The following is a 23,503-nucleotide window of genomic DNA, read 5'->3' as shown; positions in this document are numbered from 1 at the left end:
GATCCCATGCAAGAACCCGAAAACGATCCGCGCTCCATCGAGCAGATCCGCAAAAGCCGCAACCGTGTGCTGGCTCTCAGCCTTGCCGCGTTCGTGATACTCGTCTTCTTCATTTCGCTCGCCAAGATGGGCTGAACGCGATGACCCAGGCAAGCAGCGCAGTGGAGAGGGCTCGGCAGAGCAATCGCAAGGTCGCACTTGTCGCCCTGTCGATGGCGCTGGGGATGCTCGGGCTCGGCTATGCCTCTGTCCCGCTTTATCGCATCTTCTGTCAGGTGACGGGCTACGGCGGCACGACCAAGCGCGTCGACGAGGCGCAGGCTGCGTCGATCAAGGACAGCGGGCGAACGATGTCGGTACGCTTCGATGCCAATACGGCACGCAACATGCCCTGGGAATTCAAACCGCTGCAGGTGAAGGATACGGTTTCCATCGGGGTGCGCGACATGGCGTTGTTCTGGGCCCGCAACGATTCCGACAAAACGGTCACCGGCACTGCCAGCTTCAATGTCGAGCCGGAGCAGGCGGCCAAGTATTTCAACAAGATCCAGTGCTTCTGCTTCACCGAGCAGACACTGCAACCCGGCGAGGAAGTGCGTATGCCGGTGCTCTACTACATCGATCCGGCGATCCTCGACGATCCCGACAACAAGGATGTGGAAGAGATCACCCTGAGCTATACGTTCCACCTTACATCGGTGGGCGATGCAAAGACACTGGACCAGAACAGCACGGGCGGTTAAGGGCCCACGGGAAACCTTTCGCGGCACCGTGGGGGCGCCGCAGGCAAGAGACTGTTTCGAATAACGGGGAAGAAGGCAGCATGGCCGGTACCAAGCACCACGATTACCACATCCTTCCGCCGGACATTGCCCCGCTGGCAACCACCATCGGCGCCTTAACGTTCACATCGGGCATGGTGCTGTTCATGCACGAACTGCCCGGCGGTCACTTCGTGCCGTGGCTGGGCATGGCGATCCTGCTCGCGTCCATGTTCATGTGGTTCTCCAAGATCGTGAAGGAAGCGCACGCGGGCGATCACACCCCGGTCGTGCAGCTGCACCAGCGTTACGGCATGATCCTGTTCATCGCTTCGGAAGTGATGTTCTTCGTCGGCTGGTTCTGGGCGTTCTTCGATTTCTCGCTGTTCCCGTCCGAACTGGCGGAAGTCGTCGGCGGGCAGTGGCCTCCCAAGGCGATTGAAGCGGTCATGGATCCCTTCGCGCTTCCGCTGCTCAATACGTTGATCCTGCTGTGCTCGGGCACCACCGTGACCTGGGCTCACCACTCGCTGATCCATGGCGATCGCGACGGTCTGAAGAAGGGTCTCTGGGCGACCGTCCTGCTCGGCCTGCTGTTCACCTCGATCCAGGCTTACGAATACATGCATGCGCCGTTCGGCTTTGGTGGCAACACCTATAGCTCGGCCTTCTACATGGCGACCGGCTTTCACGGCTTCCACGTCATCGTCGGCACCATCATGCTGATCGTGTGCCTCGTGCGCGCCTACAAGGGCGACTTCACGCCGCGCCAGCACTTCGGTTTCGAAGCGGCCGCGTGGTACTGGCACTTTGTCGACGTCGTGTGGCTGTTCCTCTTCGTGGCGGTCTACATCTGGGGTGGCTGGGGCTACCCGACGCACTGATGTCGTCTGAAGATAATCCAAAATCTGAGGGGCAGCCGGAGACCGCTTCGGCTGCCCTTTTCGGTCTTTGCCCGCGCTGCGGCGCCAAGACCCTGTTCGACGGCATGGTGAAGTTCGCGCCGCGCTGCCGGGCCTGCGGGCTGGACTACTCGCAGTTCAACGTCGGGGACGGGCCCGCCGCATTCCTGACGCTTATCGTCGGGGCCGTGATCGCCATCCTGGCAATCTGGCTGCAGCTGTCCTTCGAACCGCCTTTCTGGGTTCACGCGATACTGTGGGTGCCGCTGACGACCGTGCTGGTGATCGCCGGACTGCGAATCGCGAAGGCCTGGCTGCTCGGCGCCGAATACCGCCGCCGCGCCGGCGAGGGGCGGCTGAAGGACGAATGATTCGCCGTGTTCCCCTGCTGCCCACGCTGCTGGTTCTGGTTGCCGTCGCGATCATGATCTCGCTCGGGTTCTGGCAACTGCGCCGGCTCCAGTGGAAAGAGGCGCTGCTCAATCACTACGCGGCAGCCCAGCACGCCTCGGAGGCGGTGGAATGGACCTCCGAAGGTGTCAACGACACAATGCTCTATCGCCGAGCGCACCTCACGTGTTCCGCGGTGATCGGCCACAGCAGCATTGCCGGCCGCAATGCCGAGGGTCAGCCAGGTATGGGGCAGACGGCGGATTGCTCGCTGCCCGGCGGCGGCAAGGCGCTCGTCGTGCTGGGATGGTCGAAGCAACCCAACGCCGCGACCGCCTGGCAGGGCGGCGACGTGCGCGGCGTGATCGCACCGGGTCCGCGCCTGGTCGCCAATCCACCGCTGGCCGGTCTCGAGCCCAACGAGATTCCCGATCCTTCGGGTATACCCAACAACCACCTGTCCTATGCGATCCAGTGGTTCTTCTTCGCCGCGACTGCGCTCGTCATCTACGCGCTGGCGCTGCGGAAGCGCCTTTCGCGCGACTGACGCGCAAGCCAAGGCTTCCCTTTCCGCGCGCGCGCCGCTAACCGGCCCGGCAAACAACAGGATTGGCCATGGAATACATCAGCACCCGCGGCAGCGCACAGGCGCTCGATTTCGAAGGCGCGACGCTGGCCGGCCTCGCGTCGGACGGCGGCCTTTATGTGCCGCGCGAATGGCCGCGCTTCTCTGGGGAAGAGATCGCGGACATGGCGGGCCTGCCCTATGCGGAACTTGCTGCGAAAGTCATGGCGCCCTTCGTCGGTGACAGCCTGACTTACGAGCGGCTGCTCGAACTGACCACGGAGGCCTATGGCCGCTTCGCGCACAAGGCGGTGACGCCGCTGCGTCAGCTCGACGAGCAGCAGTGGGTGCTGGAGCTGTTCCACGGGCCCACGCTCGCGTTCAAGGACGTGGCGCTACAGTTGCTCGGCCTGTTCTTCGAAGAGTTCCTCTCGCGTTCCGACCGCAACCTGACGATCGTCGGCGCCACTTCCGGCGATACCGGTTCGGCGGCGATCGACGCGGTGGCAGGACGTGAAAAGGTGGACATCTTCATGCTCCACCCCAAGGGCCGCGTCTCCGACGTGCAGCGCCGGCAGATGACCACGGTGCTCGCGCCTAACGTCCACAACATCGCCATCGACGGCTCGTTCGACGATGCCCAGGCGATGGTGAAGCGCATGTTCGCCGACACCGCGATGACCGATCGCTTCGCCATCGGCGCGGTGAACTCGATCAACTGGGCGCGCCTGATGGCGCAGGTCGTCTACTACTTCGCTGCCGGCCTGCAGCTTGGAGCGCCGCACCGCGCGGTGGCTTTCTCGGTACCGACCGGCAACTTCGGCGACGTCTTCGCCGGCTATGTCGCGGCGCAGATGGGCCTGCCCGTCGCCAAGCTGATCGTCGCGACCAACGTCAACGACATCCTCCACCGCGCGCTGTCGACCGGCGACTACTCGCAAGGCACGGTCACGCCCACCGCGGCGCCTTCGATGGACATCCAGGTCTCGTCGAACTTCGAACGCCTGCTGTTCGACCTCGGCGGCCGCGACGGCAAGGCGATGGCCGCGCAGATGGCGGGCTTCGAAGCGACCAAGGCGATGCAGCTCACCAATGCGCAGCGCGAAGGCGCTTCGGCGCTGTTCCAGTCGTGCCGCGCCGATGCCGACGAGATGGCTTCGACCATCCGCTGGGCCTGGGAGAACTGCGGCGAGCTGATCGATCCGCACACCGCCTGCGGCCTCTTCGCGGCTCGTGCCTCGGGCCTCGACGAGGCGACGCCGGTGGTCACGCTGGCTACCGCTCATCCGGCCAAGTTCCCTGAAGCCGTAGAGCGCTCCACAGGACACCGCCCGAGCCTGCCCGCCCGCGTCGGCGACCTGTTCGACCGTGAGGAAAAGTGCGTGGCGCTTCCCGGTGAATACGCCGCCATTGCCGAGTTCGTGGCCAGCCACGCTTCGCCCAGGGCCTGATGGCTGAGCTGGTAACCCAGCCGGTCGTCCTCGCGGGAGAAGGGTGGAGCGACTACGGACTCGTCGATTCGGGGCATGGCCGCAAGCTCGAGCGCTACGGCGACTACCGCTTCATCCGTCCGGAACCGCAGGCGATGTGGACGCCCCGGCTTGCCGACTGGGATGCGCATGGCGAATTCGTACCCGGCTCCGATGAGGACGGCGGCGGCAAGTGGCATTTCGGCGGCAAGGTTCCGCGCGAAGGCTGGCCGCTCATGTGGAACGAGGTCTCTTTCACCGCGCAGTGCACGCCCTTTCGCCACCTCGGCTTCTTTCCCGACATGGCGCCGGTGTGGGACTGGATGCGCGAACAACTTGCCGGGCGCGACGATGCCGCGACGCTGAACCTGTTCGGCTACACCGGCGTCGGCACGCTGGCGCTTTCGGCACACGGGCAAGTGACGCACGTCGATGCCTCGAAGAAGTCGGTGGCGCAGGCGCGCGACAATGCCGCGCTGGCGGGTCTGGAAGACCGCCCGGTGCGCTGGCTGGTCGACGATGCCGCGAAGTTCGCCGCGCGCGAAGTGCGCCGGGGCAAGCGCTACGACGGAATCATCCTCGACCCGCCCAAGTTCGGCCGCGGTCCGGGCGGCGAGACCTGGCGGCTGGAAGAGGGCCTTCCTGGCCTGCTCTCCGATTGCCGCCAGCTCCTCGATCCGGATAGCCGATTCCTGTTCCTCACCGTCTATGCCGTGCGCATGTCTTCGCTGGCGCTGGCCGGTCTGATGGACGAGCTGTTCGAGGGCCTTCCGGGCAAGATTGAGCACGGCGACCTTGCCGTCCGCGAGGATCGCCAGGGCCGCCTGCTCCCCACCGCGATATTCGCGCGCTGGTCGAATCCCGGCTAAGGGGCGCCATGGCCGATTCGCTGATTCTTGAAGTCGCCGATTTCGAGCAGGATGTCCTCACCGGCATCTACTCGGAGGAAACCGGCAAACCGCAGCCGCTGCGTTTTACCATTACCGTCCGGATGAAGCCCGCGCGGCATTACGCGCCCGACACGCCGTTGACGGCCAGCAAGAACTACATGGACCTCAAGTTCGCGGCCTCCGAAGCACTGCCGCCGGGGCTGCACTTCAAGCTGATAGAGGCTGTCGCGGACCACATCTGCGAAACCCTGTTCCTCCAGGACGAACGGGTCGAGGCCGTGACCGTCAAGATCGTCAAGCTGGCGATTGCCGAGAACGGAGAAAAGATCGGCATGACCTTGACGCGGGAACGGCGGTGAAGGGGGCGGCGTGATGGAATTGTTCCACGTCGGTCCGCTGGCGGATGATCCGCTGGATGCCGCCGCGGATTTTCACGCGCGGCTGCTGCCATCGATCGAGGCGACGCTGGGCGGCGGGGCGGACCCTCTGGCCATGGTGTTCCTGCCGGCTGATCATACCCATCGGGCCTGGCGCCTCGCTGTCGTTCAGGCACTTGCGCGCCGCTTTGCGCCGTCCCGGGTCAATGCCTTCGAATGCGACGAACCCGCCGCGCTCGAAGCCGCGGTGCGCTGGATGGAGGGTGCCGCCGGGGTCACGGGCCAGTTGATGCCCCTCGATGGAACCGGAGCCGGTCCGGTGCTATATCAGCAGGGATGACCAGTCCCGCACCCCTTGTCGACCAGTTCCAGCGCCGCATCACCTATTTGCGCCTGTCCGTTACCGACCGCTGCGATCTGCGCTGCTCCTACTGCATGCCCGAGCGGATGACGTTCCTGCCGCGCAAGGAAGTGCTTACGCTCGAGGAACTGCACGATCTCGCGCTCGGGTTCATTGCCCGCGGCATCACCAAGATTCGGCTGACCGGTGGCGAGCCGCTGGTACGCCGCGACATGATCGAACTCGTGCGCGCGCTCGGCCGCAAGATCGGCGATGGCCTTGAAGAACTGACGCTGACGACGAACGCCACGCGGCTTTCCGAATTCGCCGACGATCTCGTTGCCGCCGGAGTACGCCGCGTCAACGTCTCGCTCGATACGCTCGACCGCGAAACCTTCACCCGCCTCTCGCGCCGCGATTCGCTGCCGCAGGTGCTCGAAGGGCTGCAGGCCGCGAAGGAGGCTGGCCTCAAGGTCAAGCTCAACACGGTGGCGCTCAAAGACATCAATGAGCGTGAAATGCCCGATCTTATCGCCTGGGCGCACGGGCAGGGCTTCGATTCCACCCTGATCGAGGTCATGCCCCTGGGCGATGTCGAGGAAGACCGTTTCGATCACTACCTGCCGCTGGTGGCGGTGCAGGAGGATCTCGCGCGGCGCTGGACGCTGACGCCCAGCGAACACCGCACCGGCGGCCCGGCGCGCTACTGGGACGTGGAAGAGACCGGCGGCCGCATCGGTCTGATCACGCCGCTGACCAACAACTTCTGCGAAGGCTGCAACCGCATCCGCGTGACCGCGACCGGCCAGCTCTATGCCTGTCTCGGCGGTAACGAACGGGTGGACCTGCGCGCCGCGCTGCGCAGCGAGGATCCCGAGGCGGAACTGGCTGCCGCGCTCGATACGGCCATGCGGATCAAGCCCGAACGCCACCACTTCGCTATCGAGGAACCCGGCGCCGCTCCGGCAGTTTCCCGTCACATGTCCATGACAGGAGGTTGACGTGCATGCGCGAGCAGAGCTGGTTTCTTCCGGGGAGAAGAATTCCTTGAGTGTGAAGCTGGTGTTCCTGGGGCGCCTCGAGGACCTGGCCGGCGGCAGCAGCCGCAAGGTGCCTCTGGCGCCTTCCATCGACGCCGTGCTCGACGGTCTCGATCCGGCCCTTGCCAGCGCCCTGCGCGAACCGCGCGTGAAGCTCGCCGTCAACGGCATCCTGCTTCAGGACACCGATGCCCCGGTGCTCAAGGACGGCGACGAGATAGCCTTCCTGCCACCGGTTTCGGGCGGATGACATGACGCCCAGCGGTTCCGACGTACGCCTGCTGACAGATCCCTTCGATCCCGCCCACGAACTGGGCGCCTTCACGCGCGTCCATCCCGAGGCCGGCGGCGTGGTCAGTTTTCTCGGGCAGGTGCGCGCCGGGGACGAGGTCGAGGCGCTGGAACTGCAGCACTACGAACCGCTGACCCTCCCCGCTATGAAGGATCTTGCCGAGCGGGTCCGCAAGCGCTGGGAGCTCGAAGGCCTGCTGGTGATCCATCGCAGCGGCGTGATGGAACCGGGCGATCCGATCGTGCTCGTTGCAGCAGCTGCGCGCCACCGCCGCGATGCCTTTGCCGCCGCCGACTACGCCATGGATCACCTAAAGAGCGAATCGTGGTTCTGGAAGCGCGAGAAGGCGGACGGAGAGTGGCGCTGGATCGAGCCGCGCGCGCAGGATTTCGAGGATATCGCCCGCTGGGGGTGACCCGAAAAAGCCGAATCCGTTGATTCCGGTCAATTCGCTGGAGACGGCAATCGAACATGGTGCCCGCAAACGGGGGATGGAACCATGTCGCAACGTCTCAATCAGCAAGAACTTCATGACGTCGCCGTCGTCACCGATGTGCCGGCGCGTACGAAAGTCGACCGCAATTTCGGTTTGCCGACCGGCCTCTATGCCGCGACGGTAGCCCTCTACCTTGCTTTCATCGGCCTCATGGCGGCGCTGTTCCTCAACCCGGAACTGGCGATCCCGATGGTTCTTTTTGCCGGTTTCATCGTCTTCTCGTTCGGGCTGGCGGGCTTCTGGGCGACGATGAAGCCCGAGAACGACACTGCCGCAATGACCTGGGGGCAGCTTGCCGCCCGCGGTATCGACACTCTGAGCGGAAGGCTGACAGCCAACGAAGCGGCCATTCAGGTACTTACCCTGCCCGTGCTGATCCTGGGCTGGGGCCTGGCGGTCGCGGCCATCGTGGCCTTCGTAATCTGATCGTCTGGCCCGAGCCGGGGGGCTATTGGGCCAAAGATCGGACGTTCGGAGGGCCCCTCTCCCACGCTTGGGGGAGGGGCTTTTCGCTTTTTTGAAATCCGATGCGCGAAGGTGGTGGCGCGTTCAGCCCGGCAAGCGTGCGGCCAGGCTGGACAGGACTTCGTCCTGAGCGTCGACCCAGCCATCCACCAGATCGCGTGCAGAGGCGATGGCCTCTGCCGATGGCGTTTCCTCGAGCGGCGCATCGGTGCGCGCGTCGACGTAGAGCCCATCGAGATCGGCGAGAGCCACCATGGCGCTCGACCGGCTCGTTTCGAGGCGGGCCAGTGCGATGCTGGCCGTGCTCCACGAATCGCTGGCAATGCCGCCGGCCGAGGCGACGGCCCGCTCGGCCGCAGGGCGGTTGGCCTGGAACTGCCGGTCGGCTTCGCGCGCCATCTTCACCAGTCCGTTGAGACGCGTGGCCAGGTCCGCGCTGAGCGGCGGAGGCTCCGGGGCGGGTTGGGGCGCTTCGCCGGCGACCGGCTGCGCGCTTCCCCTGATTCGTTCGACGTCGCGCAAGGCGAGCGAAGGATAGTTTCCCGCCGTGGAGCAGGCGCCGGCCACCATCGGCAGCAGAACGGTAAGCAATCGGGCTTTCGCGCGGATCATGAAATCGCCATAGCATGCAGCGCCGATGAAGGGAGTGCCTTTCGTGATCGGATTTGCCGCGCGCTGCGCGCGAAACCTGCAGTCCCTGGTTGACACGAATCGGGCCTTGCCCTAACGGCACCCACTCTTTCCGGCCCCTCGCGCCTCGCGGGGTGTCCGGCGCGTCGCCCGCACGTTTTAAGGCCTGCCTTGGAACACCGCGGCCGGGGCACGGTTGTTTCGGCTCGTTTCGGGCACATTTGATATTAGGTAAGGGCACCATGTTCGCAGTTGTGCGCACGGGCGGCAAGCAGTACCGGGTTGCCGCCGGAGACAAGATCGCGGTTGAGAAGCTGGCTGGTGAAGCTGGTGAGACCATCACGCTGGACGACGTTCTGCTGGCCGGCAAGGACGGCGAGATCGCCGATGCCGCCAAGGTCAAGGTTTCGGCCGAGATCATTGCGCAGGCCAAGAGCGAGAAGGTCGTGGTGTTCAAGAAGCGCCGCCGCCACAACTATCGTCGCAAGAACGGCCACCGCCAGCAGATGACGCTGCTGCGCATCACGTCGGTCGGCTGAAGCCCTGCATTCGGAGTAACGGGAAATGGCACATAAGAAAGCAGGCGGTTCATCGCGCAACGGTCGCGACTCAGCGGGCCGCCGCCTCGGTGTGAAGAAGTTCGGCGGTCAGGAAGTGATCGGCGGCAACATCATCATGCGTCAGCGCGGGACCAAGGTGTACCCGGGCGTGAACGTCGGCATGGGCAAGGATCACACCCTGTTCGCGCTGGCCGAAGGCCGCGTGCGCTTCCACGATGGCAAACTCGGCCGCAAGTACGTGTCGGTCGATGCCATGGCGGAAGCCGCCGAATAACCGGATGGTCGGTAAACGGGCCATCCTGACGGGATGGCCCCGCCGGACGCTCTAAGTTCGGCTGAATGAGGGAGAGGGCCACCGCCCGTCTCCCTCTTTGCGTTTCTCCCTCCCTTCGCCGCAAGCGTGCGTCTCTTCGGCCCGTGCCTGCCGCATCTTAGCGATGTCGTGCATGGCCGACCCGTTCCGCGCCCGCCTGCGTAATGGCAATGTCACGCGCGCCGGCTATCCGGCATGGCGGGGCGGATGAGTGGAGAAACGAGATGTTCATTCGCAGCGAACGGCTGTTCCTGCGGCCGGGCTGGCCCGAGGACTGGGAAGAGCTGCTGGGGGTGATTGCCGACGAGGACGTCGTGCGCAACCTTGCCAGTGTGCCCTGGCCCTATACCGCAGAGGATGCGCGCAGCTTCATCGGGCTGCCGCAGAGCCATCGCTATCCACGCTTTCTGATCACCAGGCCGGATGCCCGAGGTGCATGCATCGTCGGGTGCATCGGTCTGGACCGAGCCGAAGGTGGAGCCGAACTGGGTTACTGGATCGCGCGCGACCATTGGGGACGCGGTTATGCCACCGAGGCAGTGCGCGCCGTGGTGGGGTTGGCCGGCGCCATGCGCCATACCCGAGTCGTTGCCGAACACTTCGTCGACAATCCGGCCTCCGGACGGGTGCTCGAAAAGGCGGGTTTTCGCAGGACTGCGCGAGTCGTGGAACGGTTCAGCAAGGGGCGTGGTCAGGCCTGTCCGGCACGGACCTACGAACTGGCACTGGGCCCCTCGCACGCCTGCGGGGATGCCATGCGATGCAAGCGCGCAGCCTGACTCCGGACTGGATTCACGTCATTACCTTTGATTAACCGCGAGATGTCAGACCTTTGGTCGCAAGCAGCCCACATAATGCAGAAAAGTTCGTGCAATTGCAGGTGTTTGGGGGCACAATAGTTTTGCGGAATCGGGGAAACGGAGAACCGTCTAATGTTTTTCCGCACGGAGAGGCTATTTTTACGACCTGGTTGGCCTGAAGATCTCGACGATCTTTTCGAGGCCTTCAATGACGAATCAATTCAGCGCACTGTGGAAGTGACGGCATTTCCGCGCACCCGAGAGGCTGTGCGTGAATATCTCGAGCGCCCGCGCGACCCGCGCTACCCCCACTTCTTCATGTATCTGCGAGGCGCGCAGGGAGCGAAGCTGGTGGGCGGCATCGGGCTGGGTCCCTACGGCAACGATGCAGAGGTGGGCTACTGGATCGCCTCGGCCTATCGCGGCAAGGGCTATGCCCTGGAAGCCTTGCGTGCAGTGGTGAGACAGGCCTGGACCCTGGGTCACCGCCGTCTGGTCGCCAGGCACTTCATCGACAGCGACGCCTCGGTTCGTGTGCTCGAGGCGGCGGGCTTTCAGGATACCGGCGATGAACAGCCGCGCTACAGCGAAGGGCGTGGCGGGTCAGCGCCGGCGAGGATCTTCGTGGCCGATCTCGAAAAGGGCCACTCGAATTTCTTCGCGGCCCAGGACGAGCATGCACTTTCCGCCTGACCGACGCCGTCAGCGGGGTTGCGCGTTCACGAGCCATGCGGGCATCAGGTCCGCATCCATGTCGGCTACCCGCAGGTAGTCCACGGCAAGGCCCAGATCGGGATAGGCAATCCGCCGCCGCTTCTCGTCGGAACGCTCCAGCGGCGCGACGACGAGGCGGCGGTTGACCTTCTGCCGCCAGTTCATCCGCGCGGTGTTCTCCTGGCCCACGAAGCATCCTTTGGTGAAGCTGACCCCATTCAGTTCGGCGGCATTGCATTCCAGCCACAGCGTCTCGCCGTCGCCCAGCTCTGCCCGGCCTTCCGTAACGCCAAGCGAAAGCCGATGCTCGCGCCATGCCGCGTCGGCTCCCTTTTCGCTTTCTTCGGGGTCGGTCTCGTCGATCGGGGCGATCCAGCGTTCGCCCAGTGCGGGAAGCCGGGGATCGGCCGCGGCGGCATCGCCCATATGGGGGCGCCAGTGCACGGCCACGCTCTCGTCACGGGCAATCTCGATCGGCTTGCGCAGCCGGTACATCGACAGCCGTTTGATCAGCGCATCGGCGGCGACGCTCTCGCAGTCGAGCAGGATGTCGTCGCCGGCGGGCCAGACGAGGAAATCGAAAAGCGCCTTGCCTTGCGGGCTCAACAGCCCGGTCCAGACGGGGAGCGCCGACTTGACGTCGGACGTGACGAGTCCCTGCAGGAAATCGGCAACGCTCTCGTCCGCACCTTCGCGGGCGGACAGGCGGATCACGGTGCGGTCGAAGAGGCGGGTCGCAGTCATGACTCCAAGGTGGGGAGCGGGGCCTGCGGTGCAAGTCCCGCTGACGCCTTCTGGGGACAGTTCGCCAGCCGCTCGCGTATTTCGTCTAGCACCCAGGTGGCGGCGGGGCCGGGCGGGCAGTCCTTTCGCCAAAGGGCGACGAGCGCGTAGATCATCGTCGCGCTCTCGGGCAGGTGCAGTTCCACGAGCGCACCGCTTGCCAGGTCGGCTTCGACGCGGTGGCGCGGCATCGAACCCCAGCCGATCCCTTCCTTGAGCAAGGCGTGCTTGGCACCGAGATCGGCGAGGCGCCAGGATCGCGGACTGAATACCGAGAAGTCGCGGCCCTCGGTCAGCGGCGATCGGTCGGTCAGAACGAGTTGCAGGTGCTTGCGCGCTTCGCCGGGGGCGATCCGCTCCATCCGTGCCAGCGGATGGTCCGGCGCGGCGACGGCCACCATCTCCACCGAGCCGATAGTTTCGCGCTCGGTTTCCGGCAGGTCGAGGATGTCCGGCCCCGCCACCGCCAGCGTCGCTCGCTCCTCCAGCACGAGTGCCGCGACGGCGCCCAGCGCCTCGATGTGGAGGCGCAGCGAAACGCTAGGAAAGCGCGCCTGGAAGTCGCGCAGGAGCCTGGCCAGGACATGGCCCGGCATCATGACGTCGATGGCAAGGGAAAGCTCCGCTTCGAGTCCCTGCCGCAGGCTGCGCACTTTCGCCAACAGCGCATCGACATCGTCTGCGATCGCGTGGGCCTCGCTGACCAGGGCGCGTCCGGCCTCGGTCAACTGCGGCTTGCGGGAACCCTCGCGATAGAAAAGTTGGACGTCGAGCTGTGTCTCGAGCTGGGCGATGGCGTAGCTGACCACCGATATCGCCCGGCCAAGCTTGCGCGCGGCGGCATTGAAGCTGCCTTCCTCCACGACGGCGAGAAACGTGCGCAGGTGGTCCAGACTGGGCGGTACGAGGTCAGGCATTCAACTATTCCGAACATTATTGTCGAATTTATCTCAATTTTCCGATTGCTCGCCAAGCCCTAACTTCACGGGCATCGGGTCGCTGCGACCCCCATGCCGTCCAATTCGAGGAGTGCCCCCATGATCGAACTGCGCCCTTTCGAAAGCCTCGGTGCCGCCAACCATGGCTGGCTCGACGCCCACCACCATTTTTCCTTCGCCGATTACCAGGATCCGGAGCGGACCACCTGGGGCCGCCTGCGGGTCTGGAACGACGATACCATCGCCCCCCGCACGGGCTTTCCCCCCCATCCGCACCGCGACATGGAAATCGTCACCTACGTTCGCAAAGGTGCGATCACGCACGAGGACAGTCTCGGCAATCGTGGCCGTACCGAAGCGGGCGACGTGCAGGTCATGAGTGCGGGAACCGGCATTCGCCACTCCGAGTACAACCTCGAGGATGAGGAAACCACGCTGTTCCAGATCTGGATCATGCCCGATCGTCGCGGCGAACGGCCTGACTGGGGCGCGCGTCCCTTTCCCAAGGGCGACCGCGCCGGTCGCTTCGTCACGCTCGCCAGCGGCAGGCAGGATGATGAAGATGCGCTGCCGATCAATGCCGACGCGCGCGTGCTGGGCGCCACGATCAAGGCGGGCGATACGGTGACGTATCGCACCGAAACCGGACGCCATGCCTATCTCGTCCCCGCCGCCGGGCGCGTGCGGATCGGCGAGGTCGAAGCGCGGGCGCGCGACGGCGTCGCCATAACCGGCGTCGACACCATCACCGTGACTGCGCTCGAGGATGCCGAACTCGTCCTCGTCGATGCCGCCTGATCCCCTGCGGCGGAGCGTTCTGCTCCGCCGCGCATTCCACTTCTTTCTCCCCAACCGAAAGGACCCGTTTTGATGACCGGACGCACTGCACACCCCAAGGTCGAAAAGCTCATCGTCGATCGCTGGAGCCCGCGCGCCTTCGATGGCAGCGAGATGCCGCAGGAAGACCTCGACGTGATCTTCGAGGCCGCCGGTTGGGCGCCTTCGGCCTACAACGTCCAGCCCTGGACGTTCCTCTATGCCCGCCGCGGCGATGCCAACTGGGACCTGCTGCTCTCGCAGCTCATCGACTTCAACCAGAGCTGGGCCAAGGACGCTTCGGTCCTGGTCTTCGTCGTCTCTGATTCGCAGATGCGCTCGGAGAAGGGCAATTCGGACAACCACAGCCACAGCTTCGATGCCGGCGCGGCCTGGGCCCTTGCCGCGCTCCAGGCGCAGGCGATGGGCTATCACACCCACGGCATGACGGGCATCAAGTTCGGCGAGGCGGAAAAGGCGCTGGGAATTCCCGACGATCACCGTCTCGAGGCCGCTTTCGTGATCGGCAAGCAGGCCGCGAAGGAAACATTGCCCGATTTCCTGCAGGAAAGGGAAATTCCCAGCTCGCGCAAGCCGGTTGCCGAGATCGTCAAGGCCGGCAAGTTCGCCTGATTTTCAATCCCCCCGCGGCGCCCGCCCGGCCCCTTGGCCCTTGCGGGCGCCGATCGGCCCGGTTCGCCCCAGCAGGGGCGGGCCGGGCCGTCTTGGTTGCGCAAAGTTAATCGGCGGAAGGGAGCGGCTGCCGCGAATTCGCCACGTTTGCGAGGGCAAGGTGCATTGCTGTTGCCTGCGAGGTGCCGATGCCCCCCGTCGATCTTCCCCCCGATAGTCCTGTTGTCATGGCACAGGCACCGGTGCCGTTCGACCTGGCCGACGTCTCCGGCGACGACGTGGGCCTCGACCTGAAGGTGGTGAAGCCGCGCTGCCCCTTGTCTTCCGGGCACGAGATCGTGGTCTGCGCACCCGATCCCGAAGCGAACCGGCTGCGCCCCTTGCCGGACACTTACGTGACGCAAGGCGGACTGCCGCGTGCCGAGGTGGATCTGGGGGGAGGAGCCTCGCTCGACTTGCACGTCGATTCGGCGGCGATGCCGGATGGCTCCGTCAGCAACCGCGTCATGGTCGGCGTGAAGGTGGCGTTCTGACCTGATCCACGGTGCAGGTTGAAAAGCTGACCTTTTCAACTCCGTGAAATGCCTGTGTCGCCGTCCGGCATGGGATCGGGCATAGCGCCCCTGCCACAAGGGAGGGATCGTGTCGCAATTACCGGAACGGACGTCGCAGGCCAACTGGGGCCGCATGGCGGTCGGCCACCTGGGCTGGGCGCGCAACGCCGTGGGAGCGGGACTGGGCATAGCTGTGGCAGGAGCCGTGACCCTGCTGCTGGTGGGCGGCAGGGCCGCGCTGCTCCCGTTTCTGGTGGCACCGCTAGGGGCGTCGGCGGTGCTGGTGTTCTGCGTGCCGGCCAGTCCGTTGGCGCAACCCTGGCCGGTCATCGGCGGCAACCTGATTTCGGCTATCATCGGCCTTGGCGCAGGACATGCACTGGGTGATCCTTGGCTGGCCGCCAGTCTGGGCGTGGGCATCGCGATCGCCGTCATGTCGCTGGCGCGTTGCCTGCATCCGCCCGGAGGCGCCTGCGCGCTGCTCTGCGCCCTGGGAGCGACGGGAAAGGTCCCCTGGGGCGCGGCCTTCATGCTGCCGATCGCGGCGAACGTGTTCCTGCTCAGCGGCGTCGGCTGGCTGTTCAACAACCTGACGGGCCACCCCTGGCCCCACCGTCCGCCGCGCGTGCCGCTTTCGCCGCAGGCCGCATACAGCCGCGAGGACATCCAGGCGGTTCTGGCCGACTGGAACGAAGTGCTCGATGTCGAAGTCGACGATCTCGACGCCTTCGTCCAGGCCCTGCTGCGCAAGGGCGCGGGTCGCTGAACGGCCAAGGGCCTGTCCTACACGCTGCCGGCTGTGGCAGAATGGCGGCATGACGCCGGCGCCCCCTCCTTGCACGATCTCCACGGTAAGCCTAGGTCCGAGCCGGAATGCGGTTCGGCGGCTTGCTTCTGGACCGTGTCACCCGTGTCAACTGCGTGTAACCCTGGACAGCGGAGAGACTAGCCGATGACCGCAACTGCCCCCGAACTCGTGCTTTCCGGCGGAATGGTCCACACGCCCAACGGCGCCGCCGTGGCCGATGTCGCTGTGCGTGACGGCAAGATCGTGGGCGTGGGCAGCTATCCCGATGCGGCGCGCCGGATCGATTGTACCGGGCTCGACGTGCTGCCGGGCGTCATCGACAGCCAGGTCCATTTCCGCGAGCCGGGGCTGGAGCACAAGGAAGACCTTGAAAGCGGCAGCCGCGCGGCGGTGATGGGCGGCGTGACCGCCGTGTTCGAAATGCCCAACACTAATCCCAACACCGACACGGTGATGCGCGTGCACGACAAGCTCGAACGCGGCCATCACCGCATGTACTGCGACCACGCCTTCTATGTCGGCGCGACGGCGGAGAATGCCGAGGAGCTGGGCGACCTGGAGCGCATCCCGGGCACCGCCGGCGTGAAGATCTTCATGGGCGCCTCGACCGGTAACCTCTTGGTGGCCGAGGACGAACAACTCGCCCGGGTGCTGGCGCATGGCCGCCGCCGCGTCGCCATCCATGCCGAGGACGAAGCGCGGATGAACGAGCGCAAGGGCGAGCGGGTCGAGGGCGATCCTTCCAGTCACCCCGTCTGGCGCGACGATGAAAGCGCGATGCTGGCGACCAGGCGCATCCTGCGGCTGGCGCGCCAGGCGCGGCGGCCGATCCATATCCTTCACGTCACCACCCCGGCGGAACTCGAACTGATCGCGCAGCACCGCGATATCGCGACTTGCGAAGTCACCCCGCAGCACCTCACGCTCGCGGCCGAAGATGCCTATCCGCGGCTCGGGTCCTATGCGCAGATGAACCCGCCGATCCGCTCGGCCGCGCATCGTGACGGGCTGTGGCACTGGCTGCGGCAGGGCGTGCCCGACGTCATCGGGTCGGACCATGCGCCGCACACCAAGGAAGAAAAGGCCAAGAGCTATCCGGCCAGTCCTTCGGGCATGCCGGGTGTGCAGACGCTGCTGCCGCTGATGCTCGATCACGTCGCCAAGGGCAACATGACGCTGGAGCGGCTGATCGACATGACTTCCGCCGGCGTGCAGCGCGTGTTCGGCCTCGTCGGCAAGGGGCGCATCGCCACCGGCTACGATGCCGACTTCACCGTGGTCGACCGCAAGGGCAAGTTCACCGTGACCGAGGACTGGGTGGAAAGCCGCTGCGGCTGGTCGCCGTTTACCGGCATGGAACTCGACGGGCGTGTCGTCGGGACGATCGTGCGCGGCCACGCCGCGATGTGGGAAGGCCAGTTGGCCAATCAGGCGCTGGGCGAGCCGCTACGCTTCGCCGGCGCTCTGTAATCCCGCAGACCGCGCGGACCGGTTGCGTGCTAGCATGTCCCAGCAGAACAAGCCGATCGCGGTCCAGATGAACAGGAAGCACACGAGCTGAACCGGCCTGAGCGGTTCGTCGAAAACGAACAGGCCGAGAAGGAACAAACCCGTCGGGGTCACGAACTGAAGAAACCCCAACACCGAAAAGTCGAGCTTTCTGGCGGCGCTGGCGAACAGCAAGAGCGGGATGCCGGTCAGCACGCCGGCGCAGGCCAGCAGCAGGCTGAGATCCACGCTGGTGCCCATGCTCAGGCCTTCCGGGGTCGTCGCCTGCCAAGCCAGCAGCGCCGAAGCCGGGACCAGCAGGACCACGGTTTCGATGGTGAGGCCCGGAAGCGAAGCAACCGGAGCGAGCTTGCGCGTGAGTCCGTATCCGGCAAAGGCGAGGGCCAGCGTGACGCTGATCCACAGCGTCGCCAGGGCATCGTTGGCCAGCAGGGCGACGCCGATCGCCGCTAAAGCGACGGCGAACCATTGCAGCCGGGAGAGGCGTTCGCGCAGGAAAATCGCCCCGGTAAGCACGTTCAGCAGCGGGTTGATGTAATAACCGAGGCTCGCCGCAAGCACATGGCCGTGCATTACCGCGATAACATAGACCAGCCAGTTTGTGCCGATCAGCGTCCCGCTCACGGCCAAGGCCCCCAGGATGCGCGGGTTGCTCAAGGCTGCACGCAACTCGCGGCCCTGCCGTAACAGCGCGATAATCGCGATGCAGAACGGCAGCGTGAACAGGATGCGCCACGCCACCACCTCGAACGGCGAGACGGTTTTTAGCAGCGCGAAGTAGAGCGGGAACAGGGTCCAGATCAGATATGCGCTCAGGCCCTGGGCGAGGCCGCCCAGGCGGGAGGGAATGGTGCTTGGCATGACGAACTCTGGGGGGAGGGGCTTTGGCCCGACCGGGGGGCGCATAAAGGTCTGGCCTCGCCCCGGCAAGACTATCGTTTCATCGCAATCTTCCGCTCGCTTCGTCGATTAAGCCAAATCTGACAGCGCCGTTGCAGGCCGTTCATATTAAACGGCCTAAAGATGAATGCGTGGCACGGATCGAGTCGAGACAGCCCGGTCCGCCCCTCACGTGCGAGGAGAAATGAGATGAACGCATTCAACAAGTTTACGGCCCTGGCTGCGGCGGCCGCGAGCCTTGCAGTGGCCGCTCCGGCATCGGCAAGCCCGGCGTTCGACACACAGTTCCATGCGCCAGGTGAACAAACCTACAATCACAGCCGCGAGCGCTATTCGCGTGAAGACCGGCGTCGCGGATATCGCGGCAACTACCGCAGCTACGGTGAGCCGGTCTACCGCAACACGCGAACCTGGCGTGGCCGCGACGGCCGCTACTATTGCCGCAAGCAGGACGGCACGACCGGGCTCATCATCGGCGGTGCAGCAGGTGCGCTGTTGGGCCGGGAAATCGACGGCGGTCGCGATCGCACGCTGGGCACATTGCTGGGCGCGGTCGGTGGCGCGCTGCTCGGACGCGAGATCGACCGTGGCGATTCCCGCTGCCGCTGACCTGACATGATCTGAAAATCGGTTCTTCACGCGGACGGCGACGCGTGGGGGACCGTCCGGCCGCAGCCCTGCGTGCCCGGGCGGGAGGGCGTCTGCGTGTAGCGCGGGCGCCCTCAACCTTTTGCGCCGCGCTCTTCCCGAATTGGGACGCCGGTTGCTTACGACTCGCAATTCCGCCACTTTTCGCGTCTGGTTGAAAGCGTTGATCGCCCTTTCAACGGATAAAGGCGAAGCGCTGCGCTCTCGTGGTGCAGCGAAATGAGGAACGCGACGATGAAGACTTTCGCCCGTTTGATGGCTTTCGGCCTTGCCGGTACGCTGCTTCTTGCCGGTTGCGGCTCCGACGACAAGACGCCCACCGGCACCGAAACCGATCCGGCGATGAGCGGAGCGCTGGGCGACCAGATCATGGTCGATCCGGACATGGCCGGGCAGGATGGCGCTGCCGTGGGTGCCAACAGTGGACAAATCACTCTGCCGCCCGAGGACCGGTCGCCCGAGGCGATCGCGGACGCCAAGGAAAAGGCTGCCGCTGCCGTGGGCGGCAATCTCAAGCCCGCCCCGCAGCCCGCCAGTGGCGGCGCTGCCGAATTGACCGAGGCAGCTGCTACCGCTGCGCAAATCGCGCAAGCCTCGAAGCTCGCGCATACCGACTGCGCCGCCAAGGCCGAGTACTCCAACACCTGGGCGGCCAAGCTGCCGTCCGAGATTCCCGTCTATCCGCGCGGCGCCGTGCAGGAGGCCGCCGGCATCGACAGCAGCAACTGTTCCCTGAGGGTGGTCAATTTCGCGACGCCGGTCACGCCCGACGACGTGATCAGCTTCTACTACACCAAGGCGGGGCAGGCTGGGTACAGCGCCGAGTACAAGCTTGATGGCGACGACCACGTGCTTGGCGGCCGCAAGGGTAGCAAGGCCTATGTCATCTACGCTCGCAAGCTGGGCAGCGGAATCACCGAAGTCGATCTGGTGACCAGCGGCGAATAAAATCCGCAGGTCCGGACTCTTCCCGACCAGGGGGACGGGAAGAGTCCTATACCGCTTTACTTGAGGCCGACGCCGATCATCGCGCGCGGCTGTTCCATTTCGCCCGAGGCGACCGGATAGGCGCAGTAGTCGGCAGCATAGTAGCCGGTGGGGCGGTGGTTGCCCGATAGGCCGATGCCGCCCATCGGCGCCGCGTGGCTGGGGTTCACCGTGGCGCGGTTCCAGTTGACGAGACCGGCGCGGGCGTTGGCCCAGAATTTGTTGTATTCCTGGGGAGTGCCGCCGATCAGCGATGCGGCCAGGCCGAAGCGCGTGTTGTTGGTTTCGGCAATGGCCTCGTCGAAGTCTTCCACGCGGATGACTTGCAGGATCGGACCGAACAGCTCGACGTCGGGGCGGTCCTTCATCGCCGTCGTGTCGATGATCGCCGGGCTGAGGAAGGGCAGCGATTCGTCGGGGCGCACGAGGTGCTTGATCGCCTTGCCGCCGTTGCTCATCAGATAGAGAAAGCTTTCGGAAAGCCCGTCGGCGGCGGCATTGTCGATTACCGGACCCATGAAAGGCGCCGGCTCGTCGAACGGTGCACCGAAGATCACCCGGTCGGCCAGAGCCTTCACTTCCGAGATGACGGCATCGTACATCGAATTCTTGACGATCAGCCTGCGCGCGGCGGTACACCGCTGGCCGGTAGTGGCGAAGGCGGACTGCACGATCAGCGCGGCGGCGTCGGTCAGCTTGGGCGTGTCCCACATGACCATCGCGTTATTGCCGCCCATTTCCAGCGCGACCATCTTGTCGGGTCGCGTGGCGAGCCGGCGATTGATGGCGATGCCGGTATTGGCCGAACCGGTAAACAGAACGCCGTCGACGCCATCGTGCGAGATCAGGGCCTGGCCTTCTGTCGGCCCGCCGGGTGCAAACTGCATGACCGCGGCGGAAATTCCGGCACGGTTGAAGCAGCGCGCAAGGATTTCGCCAGAGGCAGGGGCCTTTTCACTGGGCTTGAAGATCACGACGTTGCCCGCGATCAGCGCGGGTACGATGTGCGCGTTGGGCAGATGGGCCGGGTAGTTGTATGGGCCGAGCACGACCAGCACGCCATGCGGCTTGTGGCGCACCGCCATCGTTCCCTGGAGGGCCGAATCGAGCTTTCGCTGACTCGTGCGTTCTGCGTAGGCGCGGATCGAGACTTCGACCTTGTTGATCACTTGCTCGACTTCGGCATTGGCCTCCCAAAGCGGCTTGCCGACTTCCCGGGCAATGCTGGTGGCAAGCTTGTCCGCGTCCTTGCGCACTTCATTGGCGAAGCGGCGGGCCAGTTCCATGCGGGTAGACAGCGGCTGGGCTGCCCAGCCCGGCCACGCGCGGCGCGCACGCGACACGACATCGTCGATCTCGCACACGGGTCCGCGCCAGATCTCGGCACCGGTCGCCGGCTCATAGGAAATGATTTCGGCCTTGCTTGATTCAGACACGGGGCCTCGATCGCTGGCTATTGTTGCTGAACTTGCTGCTGCACCGTCCATTACGGCTAACAATCCGTTATCCAAGAAAGTTCTAGATTTGGCAGTCTATGCCACAAGTATTCCTACCGGGGTGCTAACGCGCGGGCTTAAATTGTTTGCAGGCCGCACGGCTCGGGCGGTTCGTCGAGATTTCTGCCAAGGTTGCGGATTTGCGCAAGCTTTTCTTGCAGTGGCGCCCAGTCGTCATGCTCGTCGATGGCTGACCAAATCCGTTCGACTTCCTCGATCAACAGGTTTGGCGGCTCGTTCGCGTGCCAAATATCCGCCTCGGTATCGGCGGCGGGGATGTAGCGGCGCAGAATTTCTCCGAATTGATCGTCACCTGCGCCGCGCCCGCCGCGATGGGCAATGAAGAAATCGTCCGGACTCTGCTGGCTGTCGACCATGTGGCGCTCGGCCGCCTGGATCAGCGTGGTGTCTGTTTCGAGCCCTTGTGCTTCGACCCCCAGACGCCAGGTAAATCGGCGCGCCATCGCCTGCTGGTAGAGCGGTCCGAAGCGGTCGAGTGCGGCGATCAGCGGTTCGGTGTCTGTCAGCATGCGCAGGGCGACGGCCAACTGGCCGCAGTTCCATAGAACCGATTCCGGCTGACGTCCGAAGGCGTAGAGCCCACCATGATCGAAATAGGCGGCGGTAAAGCGCGGGTCCCATTTGGGCAGCCAGCGCCAGGGACCATAATCGAAGCTTTCGCCCGAAATGTTCATGTTGTCGGTATTGAGCACCCCGTGGACGAATCCGGCGATCATCCAGCTTGCCGCAAGATCCGCCAGACGTTCGACCACCTGGTGCATCAGGATGACCGCGGGCTCCTCGCGGGCGGGCGCATCGGCCGGCGGCTGCCCGCCGGGATAGGTCTCCAGGCAATAGGCGACGAGCGCCTCCATGTGCTCCTTGTCGTCGTGGGCCAGGAGGCGCTGGAAGGTACCGATACGGATGTGTCCGTGGGAAAGGCGCACCAGCACGGCCGAGCGGGTGGGCGAGGGTTCGTCGCCGCGCCAAAGCGATTCGCCGGTCTCGATCACCGAGAAGGTTTTGCTGGTATTGACGCCGAGCGCTTCGAGCATTTCCGTGGCGAGGATCTCGCGCACGGCGCCCTTGAGTGTCAGGCGGCCGTCGCCGTCGCGGCTGTAGGGCGTGCGGCCGGAGCCCTTGGTGCCGAGATCGAGCAGGCGGTCGTCGGCATCGCGCATCTGGGCAAAGAGAAAGCCGCGGCCGTCACCGATGTCGGGGTTGTAGGCCCGGAACTGGTGCCCATGATAGCGCAGGGCCAACGGCTGCGGCAGATTGTCCGGCAGGGGTTCGAAACGCCCGAGGTGGGATATCCACGTGGCATCGTCGAGATCGTCCAGCCCTACAGCCCTGGCCCAGCGGTCATTGCGGAAGCGCAACTGGTGCCGGGGGAAATCCGCAGCAGGCACCGGATCGCCGATCCAGTCGGCAATTTTCGCGATGCGCGGATCGGGGCGATAGGCACTTGCTTGCGGTTCGCTTCGCATCAAGCGATAGTGGGGTGCGCTGGCCCGCCGATCAAGCCGGGTGCGAAGGAGGTTGCCGTTTCGGCATGACGGATTTCGAAGATCGGTTCTGGTCGAGCCGCGACGGACTCAAGCTGCATTTCCGCGATTATCCGGGCCCGCAAACGGGCGCCGGCGATGCGCTGCCGCCGGTCCTGTGCCTGCACGGCCTGACCCGAAATGCACGCGATTTCGAGAACCTGGCATCCCGTCTTGCCACCGAACGGCGCGTGATCTGCCCCGATCTGCGTGGCCGCGGCGAAAGCGAATACGCCAAGGATGCCGCAAGCTACACGCCGGCGCAGTATGCCGAGGACCTGCTCGAACTGATCGAACAGGAAGGCGTGGAGCGTTTCGTTGCCATCGGCACGTCGCTTGGCGGATTGCTCACGATGGGGCTGGCGACGGTGATTCCGGAGAAGATCGCCGGGGCGGTGATCAACGATGTCGGGCCGCAACTCCAGCCCGATGGCCTCGCGCGGATCAAGGAATATGTCGGCCAGGGGCGCAGCTTTCCCACCTGGGTGCACGCCGCGCGCGAGATCGAGGAGACGCACGGCCAGGCCCACCCCGGCCAGCCTCTCGATTTCTGGATCGGCATGGCGAAGCGCATCATGACGCTGACGAGCAATGGCCGGATCGTGTTCGACTACGACATGAAGATCGCCGAGCCGTTCATGGCGTTCGAGGTTGACGATCAGCCCGATATCTGGCCGGCCTGGGAGGCCCTGGCGGGAAGCCCGGTACTGATCCTGCGCGGCGCCCTGTCCGATCTGCTGTCGCAAGCGACGCTCGAAGAAATGGTTCGCCGCCTCCCGGGTGCCGACGCCGTGACGTTGGAAGACGTCGGTCACGCGCCGACGCTCGACGAACCCGAATCGATTGCCGCCATCGAGCGGCTGCTGGCGCGCGTCGCCTGAGG

The 23,503-nt window shown here is 65.1% G+C and carries 31 protein-coding genes; 25 read left to right on the top strand and 6 right to left on the bottom strand.

Annotation, left to right across the window (positions count from 1 at the left end):
* Positions 1-6: 6 nt before the first annotated feature.
* The 13 genes from LK12_RS25315 to LK12_RS19745 all read left to right on the top strand — a co-directional run bounded on the left by LK12_RS25315 (position 7) and on the right by LK12_RS19745 (position 7,948).
* Positions 7-135 carry a hypothetical protein gene (locus LK12_RS25315; protein ID WP_269430669.1) on the top strand — a complete coding sequence of 43 codons (129 nt, stop codon included), beginning with the start codon at positions 7-9 and terminating at the stop codon, positions 133-135.
* 5 nt (positions 136-140) lie between these two features.
* A complete protein-coding gene (locus LK12_RS19800) occupies positions 141-743 on the top strand; it encodes a cytochrome c oxidase assembly protein (protein ID WP_039288141.1) in 603 nt (200 codons plus the stop codon).
* Between the two features lie 80 nt (positions 744-823).
* Positions 824-1,645, top strand: coding sequence for a cytochrome c oxidase subunit 3 (locus tag LK12_RS19795; protein ID WP_039288138.1), 822 nt, complete (start codon positions 824-826; stop codon positions 1,643-1,645).
* Positions 1,645-2,034, top strand: coding sequence for a DUF983 domain-containing protein (locus tag LK12_RS19790; protein WP_039288136.1), 390 nt, complete (start codon positions 1,645-1,647; stop codon positions 2,032-2,034). The genes LK12_RS19795 and LK12_RS19790 overlap by 1 nt, the downstream gene beginning before the upstream one ends.
* Positions 2,034-2,600 (top strand): SURF1 family protein, encoded by a 567-nt coding sequence (locus LK12_RS19785; protein ID WP_039289533.1) that lies wholly within the window; start codon positions 2,034-2,036, stop codon positions 2,598-2,600. The genes LK12_RS19790 and LK12_RS19785 overlap by 1 nt, the downstream gene beginning before the upstream one ends.
* 68 nt (positions 2,601-2,668) lie before the next feature.
* The gene (gene thrC / locus LK12_RS19780; protein WP_039288133.1) at positions 2,669-4,069 is read left to right on the top strand and encodes a threonine synthase; all 1,401 of its coding nucleotides are present in this window, start codon (positions 2,669-2,671) and stop codon (positions 4,067-4,069) included.
* Positions 4,069-4,956 carry a class I SAM-dependent methyltransferase gene (locus LK12_RS19775; RefSeq protein WP_039288130.1) on the top strand — a complete coding sequence of 296 codons (888 nt, stop codon included), beginning with the start codon at positions 4,069-4,071 and terminating at the stop codon, positions 4,954-4,956. Before thrC ends, LK12_RS19775 begins: the two co-directional genes overlap by 1 nt.
* 8 nt (positions 4,957-4,964) lie before the next feature.
* A complete protein-coding gene (locus tag LK12_RS19770; protein WP_039288127.1) occupies positions 4,965-5,336 on the top strand; it encodes a dihydroneopterin aldolase in 372 nt (123 codons plus the stop codon).
* Between the two features lie 13 nt (positions 5,337-5,349).
* A complete protein-coding gene (locus tag LK12_RS19765) occupies positions 5,350-5,694 on the top strand; it encodes a Rossmann fold domain-containing protein (RefSeq protein ID WP_231568442.1) in 345 nt (114 codons plus the stop codon).
* Entirely contained in the window at positions 5,691-6,695 is a 1,005-nt protein-coding gene (moaA, locus tag LK12_RS19760) for a GTP 3',8-cyclase MoaA (RefSeq protein ID WP_039288122.1), read from the top strand. The genes LK12_RS19765 and moaA overlap by 4 nt, the downstream gene beginning before the upstream one ends.
* A gap of 52 nt (positions 6,696-6,747) precedes the next feature.
* On the top strand, positions 6,748-6,984 hold the full coding sequence (locus LK12_RS19755; protein ID WP_231568441.1) for a MoaD/ThiS family protein: 237 nt from the start codon (positions 6,748-6,750) through the stop codon (positions 6,982-6,984).
* Between the two features lies 1 nt (position 6,985).
* On the top strand, positions 6,986-7,441 hold the full coding sequence (locus LK12_RS19750; protein ID WP_039288116.1) for a molybdenum cofactor biosynthesis protein MoaE: 456 nt from the start codon (positions 6,986-6,988) through the stop codon (positions 7,439-7,441).
* Positions 7,442-7,525: 84 nt separating this feature from the next.
* Positions 7,526-7,948: a hypothetical protein gene (locus LK12_RS19745; RefSeq protein ID WP_039288114.1), complete on the top strand. Its 423-nt coding sequence runs from the start codon at positions 7,526-7,528 to the stop codon at positions 7,946-7,948.
* A 123-nt stretch (positions 7,949-8,071) separates the two neighbouring features.
* Here LK12_RS19745 and LK12_RS19740 read toward each other — a convergent pair whose 3' ends face one another.
* The gene (locus LK12_RS19740; protein WP_039289531.1) at positions 8,072-8,599 is read right to left on the bottom strand and encodes a hypothetical protein; all 528 of its coding nucleotides are present in this window, start codon (positions 8,597-8,599) and stop codon (positions 8,072-8,074) included.
* A gap of 260 nt (positions 8,600-8,859) precedes the next feature.
* Here LK12_RS19740 and rplU point away from each other — a divergent pair, with 260 nt between their 5' ends.
* From rplU to LK12_RS19720, 4 genes are all read left to right on the top strand, one after another.
* Positions 8,860-9,156, top strand: coding sequence for a 50S ribosomal protein L21 (gene rplU, locus LK12_RS19735; RefSeq protein ID WP_039288112.1), 297 nt, complete (start codon positions 8,860-8,862; stop codon positions 9,154-9,156).
* A 25-nt stretch (positions 9,157-9,181) separates the two neighbouring features.
* Positions 9,182-9,451: a 50S ribosomal protein L27 gene (rpmA, locus tag LK12_RS19730; RefSeq protein ID WP_039288109.1), complete on the top strand. Its 270-nt coding sequence runs from the start codon at positions 9,182-9,184 to the stop codon at positions 9,449-9,451.
* A 263-nt stretch (positions 9,452-9,714) separates the two neighbouring features.
* Complete coding sequence (locus LK12_RS19725; RefSeq protein ID WP_039288106.1) at positions 9,715-10,269, top strand: GNAT family N-acetyltransferase; 555 nt, start codon at positions 9,715-9,717, stop codon at positions 10,267-10,269.
* Positions 10,270-10,422: 153 nt separating this feature from the next.
* Complete coding sequence (locus LK12_RS19720) at positions 10,423-10,983, top strand: GNAT family N-acetyltransferase (protein ID WP_052223631.1); 561 nt, start codon at positions 10,423-10,425, stop codon at positions 10,981-10,983.
* A gap of 9 nt (positions 10,984-10,992) precedes the next feature.
* On the opposite strand, the gene ygfZ is transcribed toward LK12_RS19720, so the two are convergent.
* Together ygfZ and LK12_RS19710 are read right to left on the bottom strand one after the other, a co-directional pair.
* Positions 10,993-11,748 carry a CAF17-like 4Fe-4S cluster assembly/insertion protein YgfZ gene (ygfZ, locus tag LK12_RS19715; protein ID WP_039288104.1) on the bottom strand — a complete coding sequence of 252 codons (756 nt, stop codon included), beginning with the start codon at positions 11,746-11,748 and terminating at the stop codon, positions 10,993-10,995.
* Positions 11,745-12,704, bottom strand: coding sequence for a LysR family transcriptional regulator (locus LK12_RS19710; protein WP_052223630.1), 960 nt, complete (start codon positions 12,702-12,704; stop codon positions 11,745-11,747). The genes ygfZ and LK12_RS19710 overlap by 4 nt, the downstream gene beginning before the upstream one ends.
* 120 nt (positions 12,705-12,824) lie before the next feature.
* Here LK12_RS19710 and LK12_RS19705 point away from each other — a divergent pair, with 120 nt between their 5' ends.
* From LK12_RS19705 to LK12_RS19685, 5 genes are all read left to right on the top strand, one after another.
* Entirely contained in the window at positions 12,825-13,523 is a 699-nt protein-coding gene (locus LK12_RS19705) for a pirin family protein (RefSeq protein ID WP_039288101.1), read from the top strand.
* Between the two features lie 72 nt (positions 13,524-13,595).
* Positions 13,596-14,174, top strand: coding sequence for a nitroreductase family protein (locus LK12_RS19700; protein WP_039288097.1), 579 nt, complete (start codon positions 13,596-13,598; stop codon positions 14,172-14,174).
* Positions 14,175-14,362: 188 nt separating this feature from the next.
* Positions 14,363-14,707: a hypothetical protein gene (locus LK12_RS19695; RefSeq protein WP_039288094.1), complete on the top strand. Its 345-nt coding sequence runs from the start codon at positions 14,363-14,365 to the stop codon at positions 14,705-14,707.
* A 109-nt stretch (positions 14,708-14,816) separates the two neighbouring features.
* On the top strand, positions 14,817-15,494 hold the full coding sequence (locus tag LK12_RS19690) for an HPP family protein (RefSeq protein ID WP_331454156.1): 678 nt from the start codon (positions 14,817-14,819) through the stop codon (positions 15,492-15,494).
* Between the two features lie 186 nt (positions 15,495-15,680).
* On the top strand, positions 15,681-17,006 hold the full coding sequence (locus tag LK12_RS19685; RefSeq protein WP_039288088.1) for a dihydroorotase: 1,326 nt from the start codon (positions 15,681-15,683) through the stop codon (positions 17,004-17,006).
* Here LK12_RS19685 and rarD read toward each other — a convergent pair.
* Entirely contained in the window at positions 16,983-17,906 is a 924-nt protein-coding gene (rarD, locus tag LK12_RS19680; protein ID WP_039288086.1) for an EamA family transporter RarD, read from the bottom strand. The two genes, LK12_RS19685 and rarD, sit on opposite strands and share 24 nt — an antisense overlap.
* Before the next feature lie 228 nt (positions 17,907-18,134).
* Between rarD and LK12_RS19675 the strand changes: the two genes are divergently transcribed.
* Both LK12_RS19675 and LK12_RS19670 read left to right on the top strand, forming a co-directional pair.
* Positions 18,135-18,554 carry a glycine zipper 2TM domain-containing protein gene (locus LK12_RS19675; protein WP_039288084.1) on the top strand — a complete coding sequence of 140 codons (420 nt, stop codon included), beginning with the start codon at positions 18,135-18,137 and terminating at the stop codon, positions 18,552-18,554.
* 273 nt (positions 18,555-18,827) lie between these two features.
* Positions 18,828-19,541 (top strand): hypothetical protein, encoded by a 714-nt coding sequence (locus LK12_RS19670; protein ID WP_039288082.1) that lies wholly within the window; start codon positions 18,828-18,830, stop codon positions 19,539-19,541.
* 56 nt (positions 19,542-19,597) lie between these two features.
* On the opposite strand, the gene LK12_RS19665 is transcribed toward LK12_RS19670, so the two are convergent.
* Both LK12_RS19665 and LK12_RS19660 read right to left on the bottom strand, forming a co-directional pair.
* Positions 19,598-21,016, bottom strand: coding sequence for a succinylglutamate-semialdehyde dehydrogenase (locus LK12_RS19665; protein WP_407938175.1), 1,419 nt, complete (start codon positions 21,014-21,016; stop codon positions 19,598-19,600).
* A gap of 137 nt (positions 21,017-21,153) precedes the next feature.
* On the bottom strand, positions 21,154-22,563 hold the full coding sequence (locus tag LK12_RS19660) for a protein adenylyltransferase SelO family protein (protein WP_039288076.1): 1,410 nt from the start codon (positions 22,561-22,563) through the stop codon (positions 21,154-21,156).
* 65 nt (positions 22,564-22,628) lie between these two features.
* Here LK12_RS19660 and LK12_RS19655 point away from each other — a divergent pair, with 65 nt between their 5' ends.
* Positions 22,629-23,501: an alpha/beta fold hydrolase gene (locus LK12_RS19655; RefSeq protein ID WP_039288074.1), complete on the top strand. Its 873-nt coding sequence runs from the start codon at positions 22,629-22,631 to the stop codon at positions 23,499-23,501.
* Positions 23,502-23,503: the final 2 nt, after the last annotated feature.

The organism is Novosphingobium malaysiense (assembly GCF_000802225.1).
Classification (GTDB): domain Bacteria; phylum Pseudomonadota; class Alphaproteobacteria; order Sphingomonadales; family Sphingomonadaceae; genus Novosphingobium; species Novosphingobium malaysiense.
This window is presented reverse-complemented; position numbering and strand designations above follow the sequence as displayed.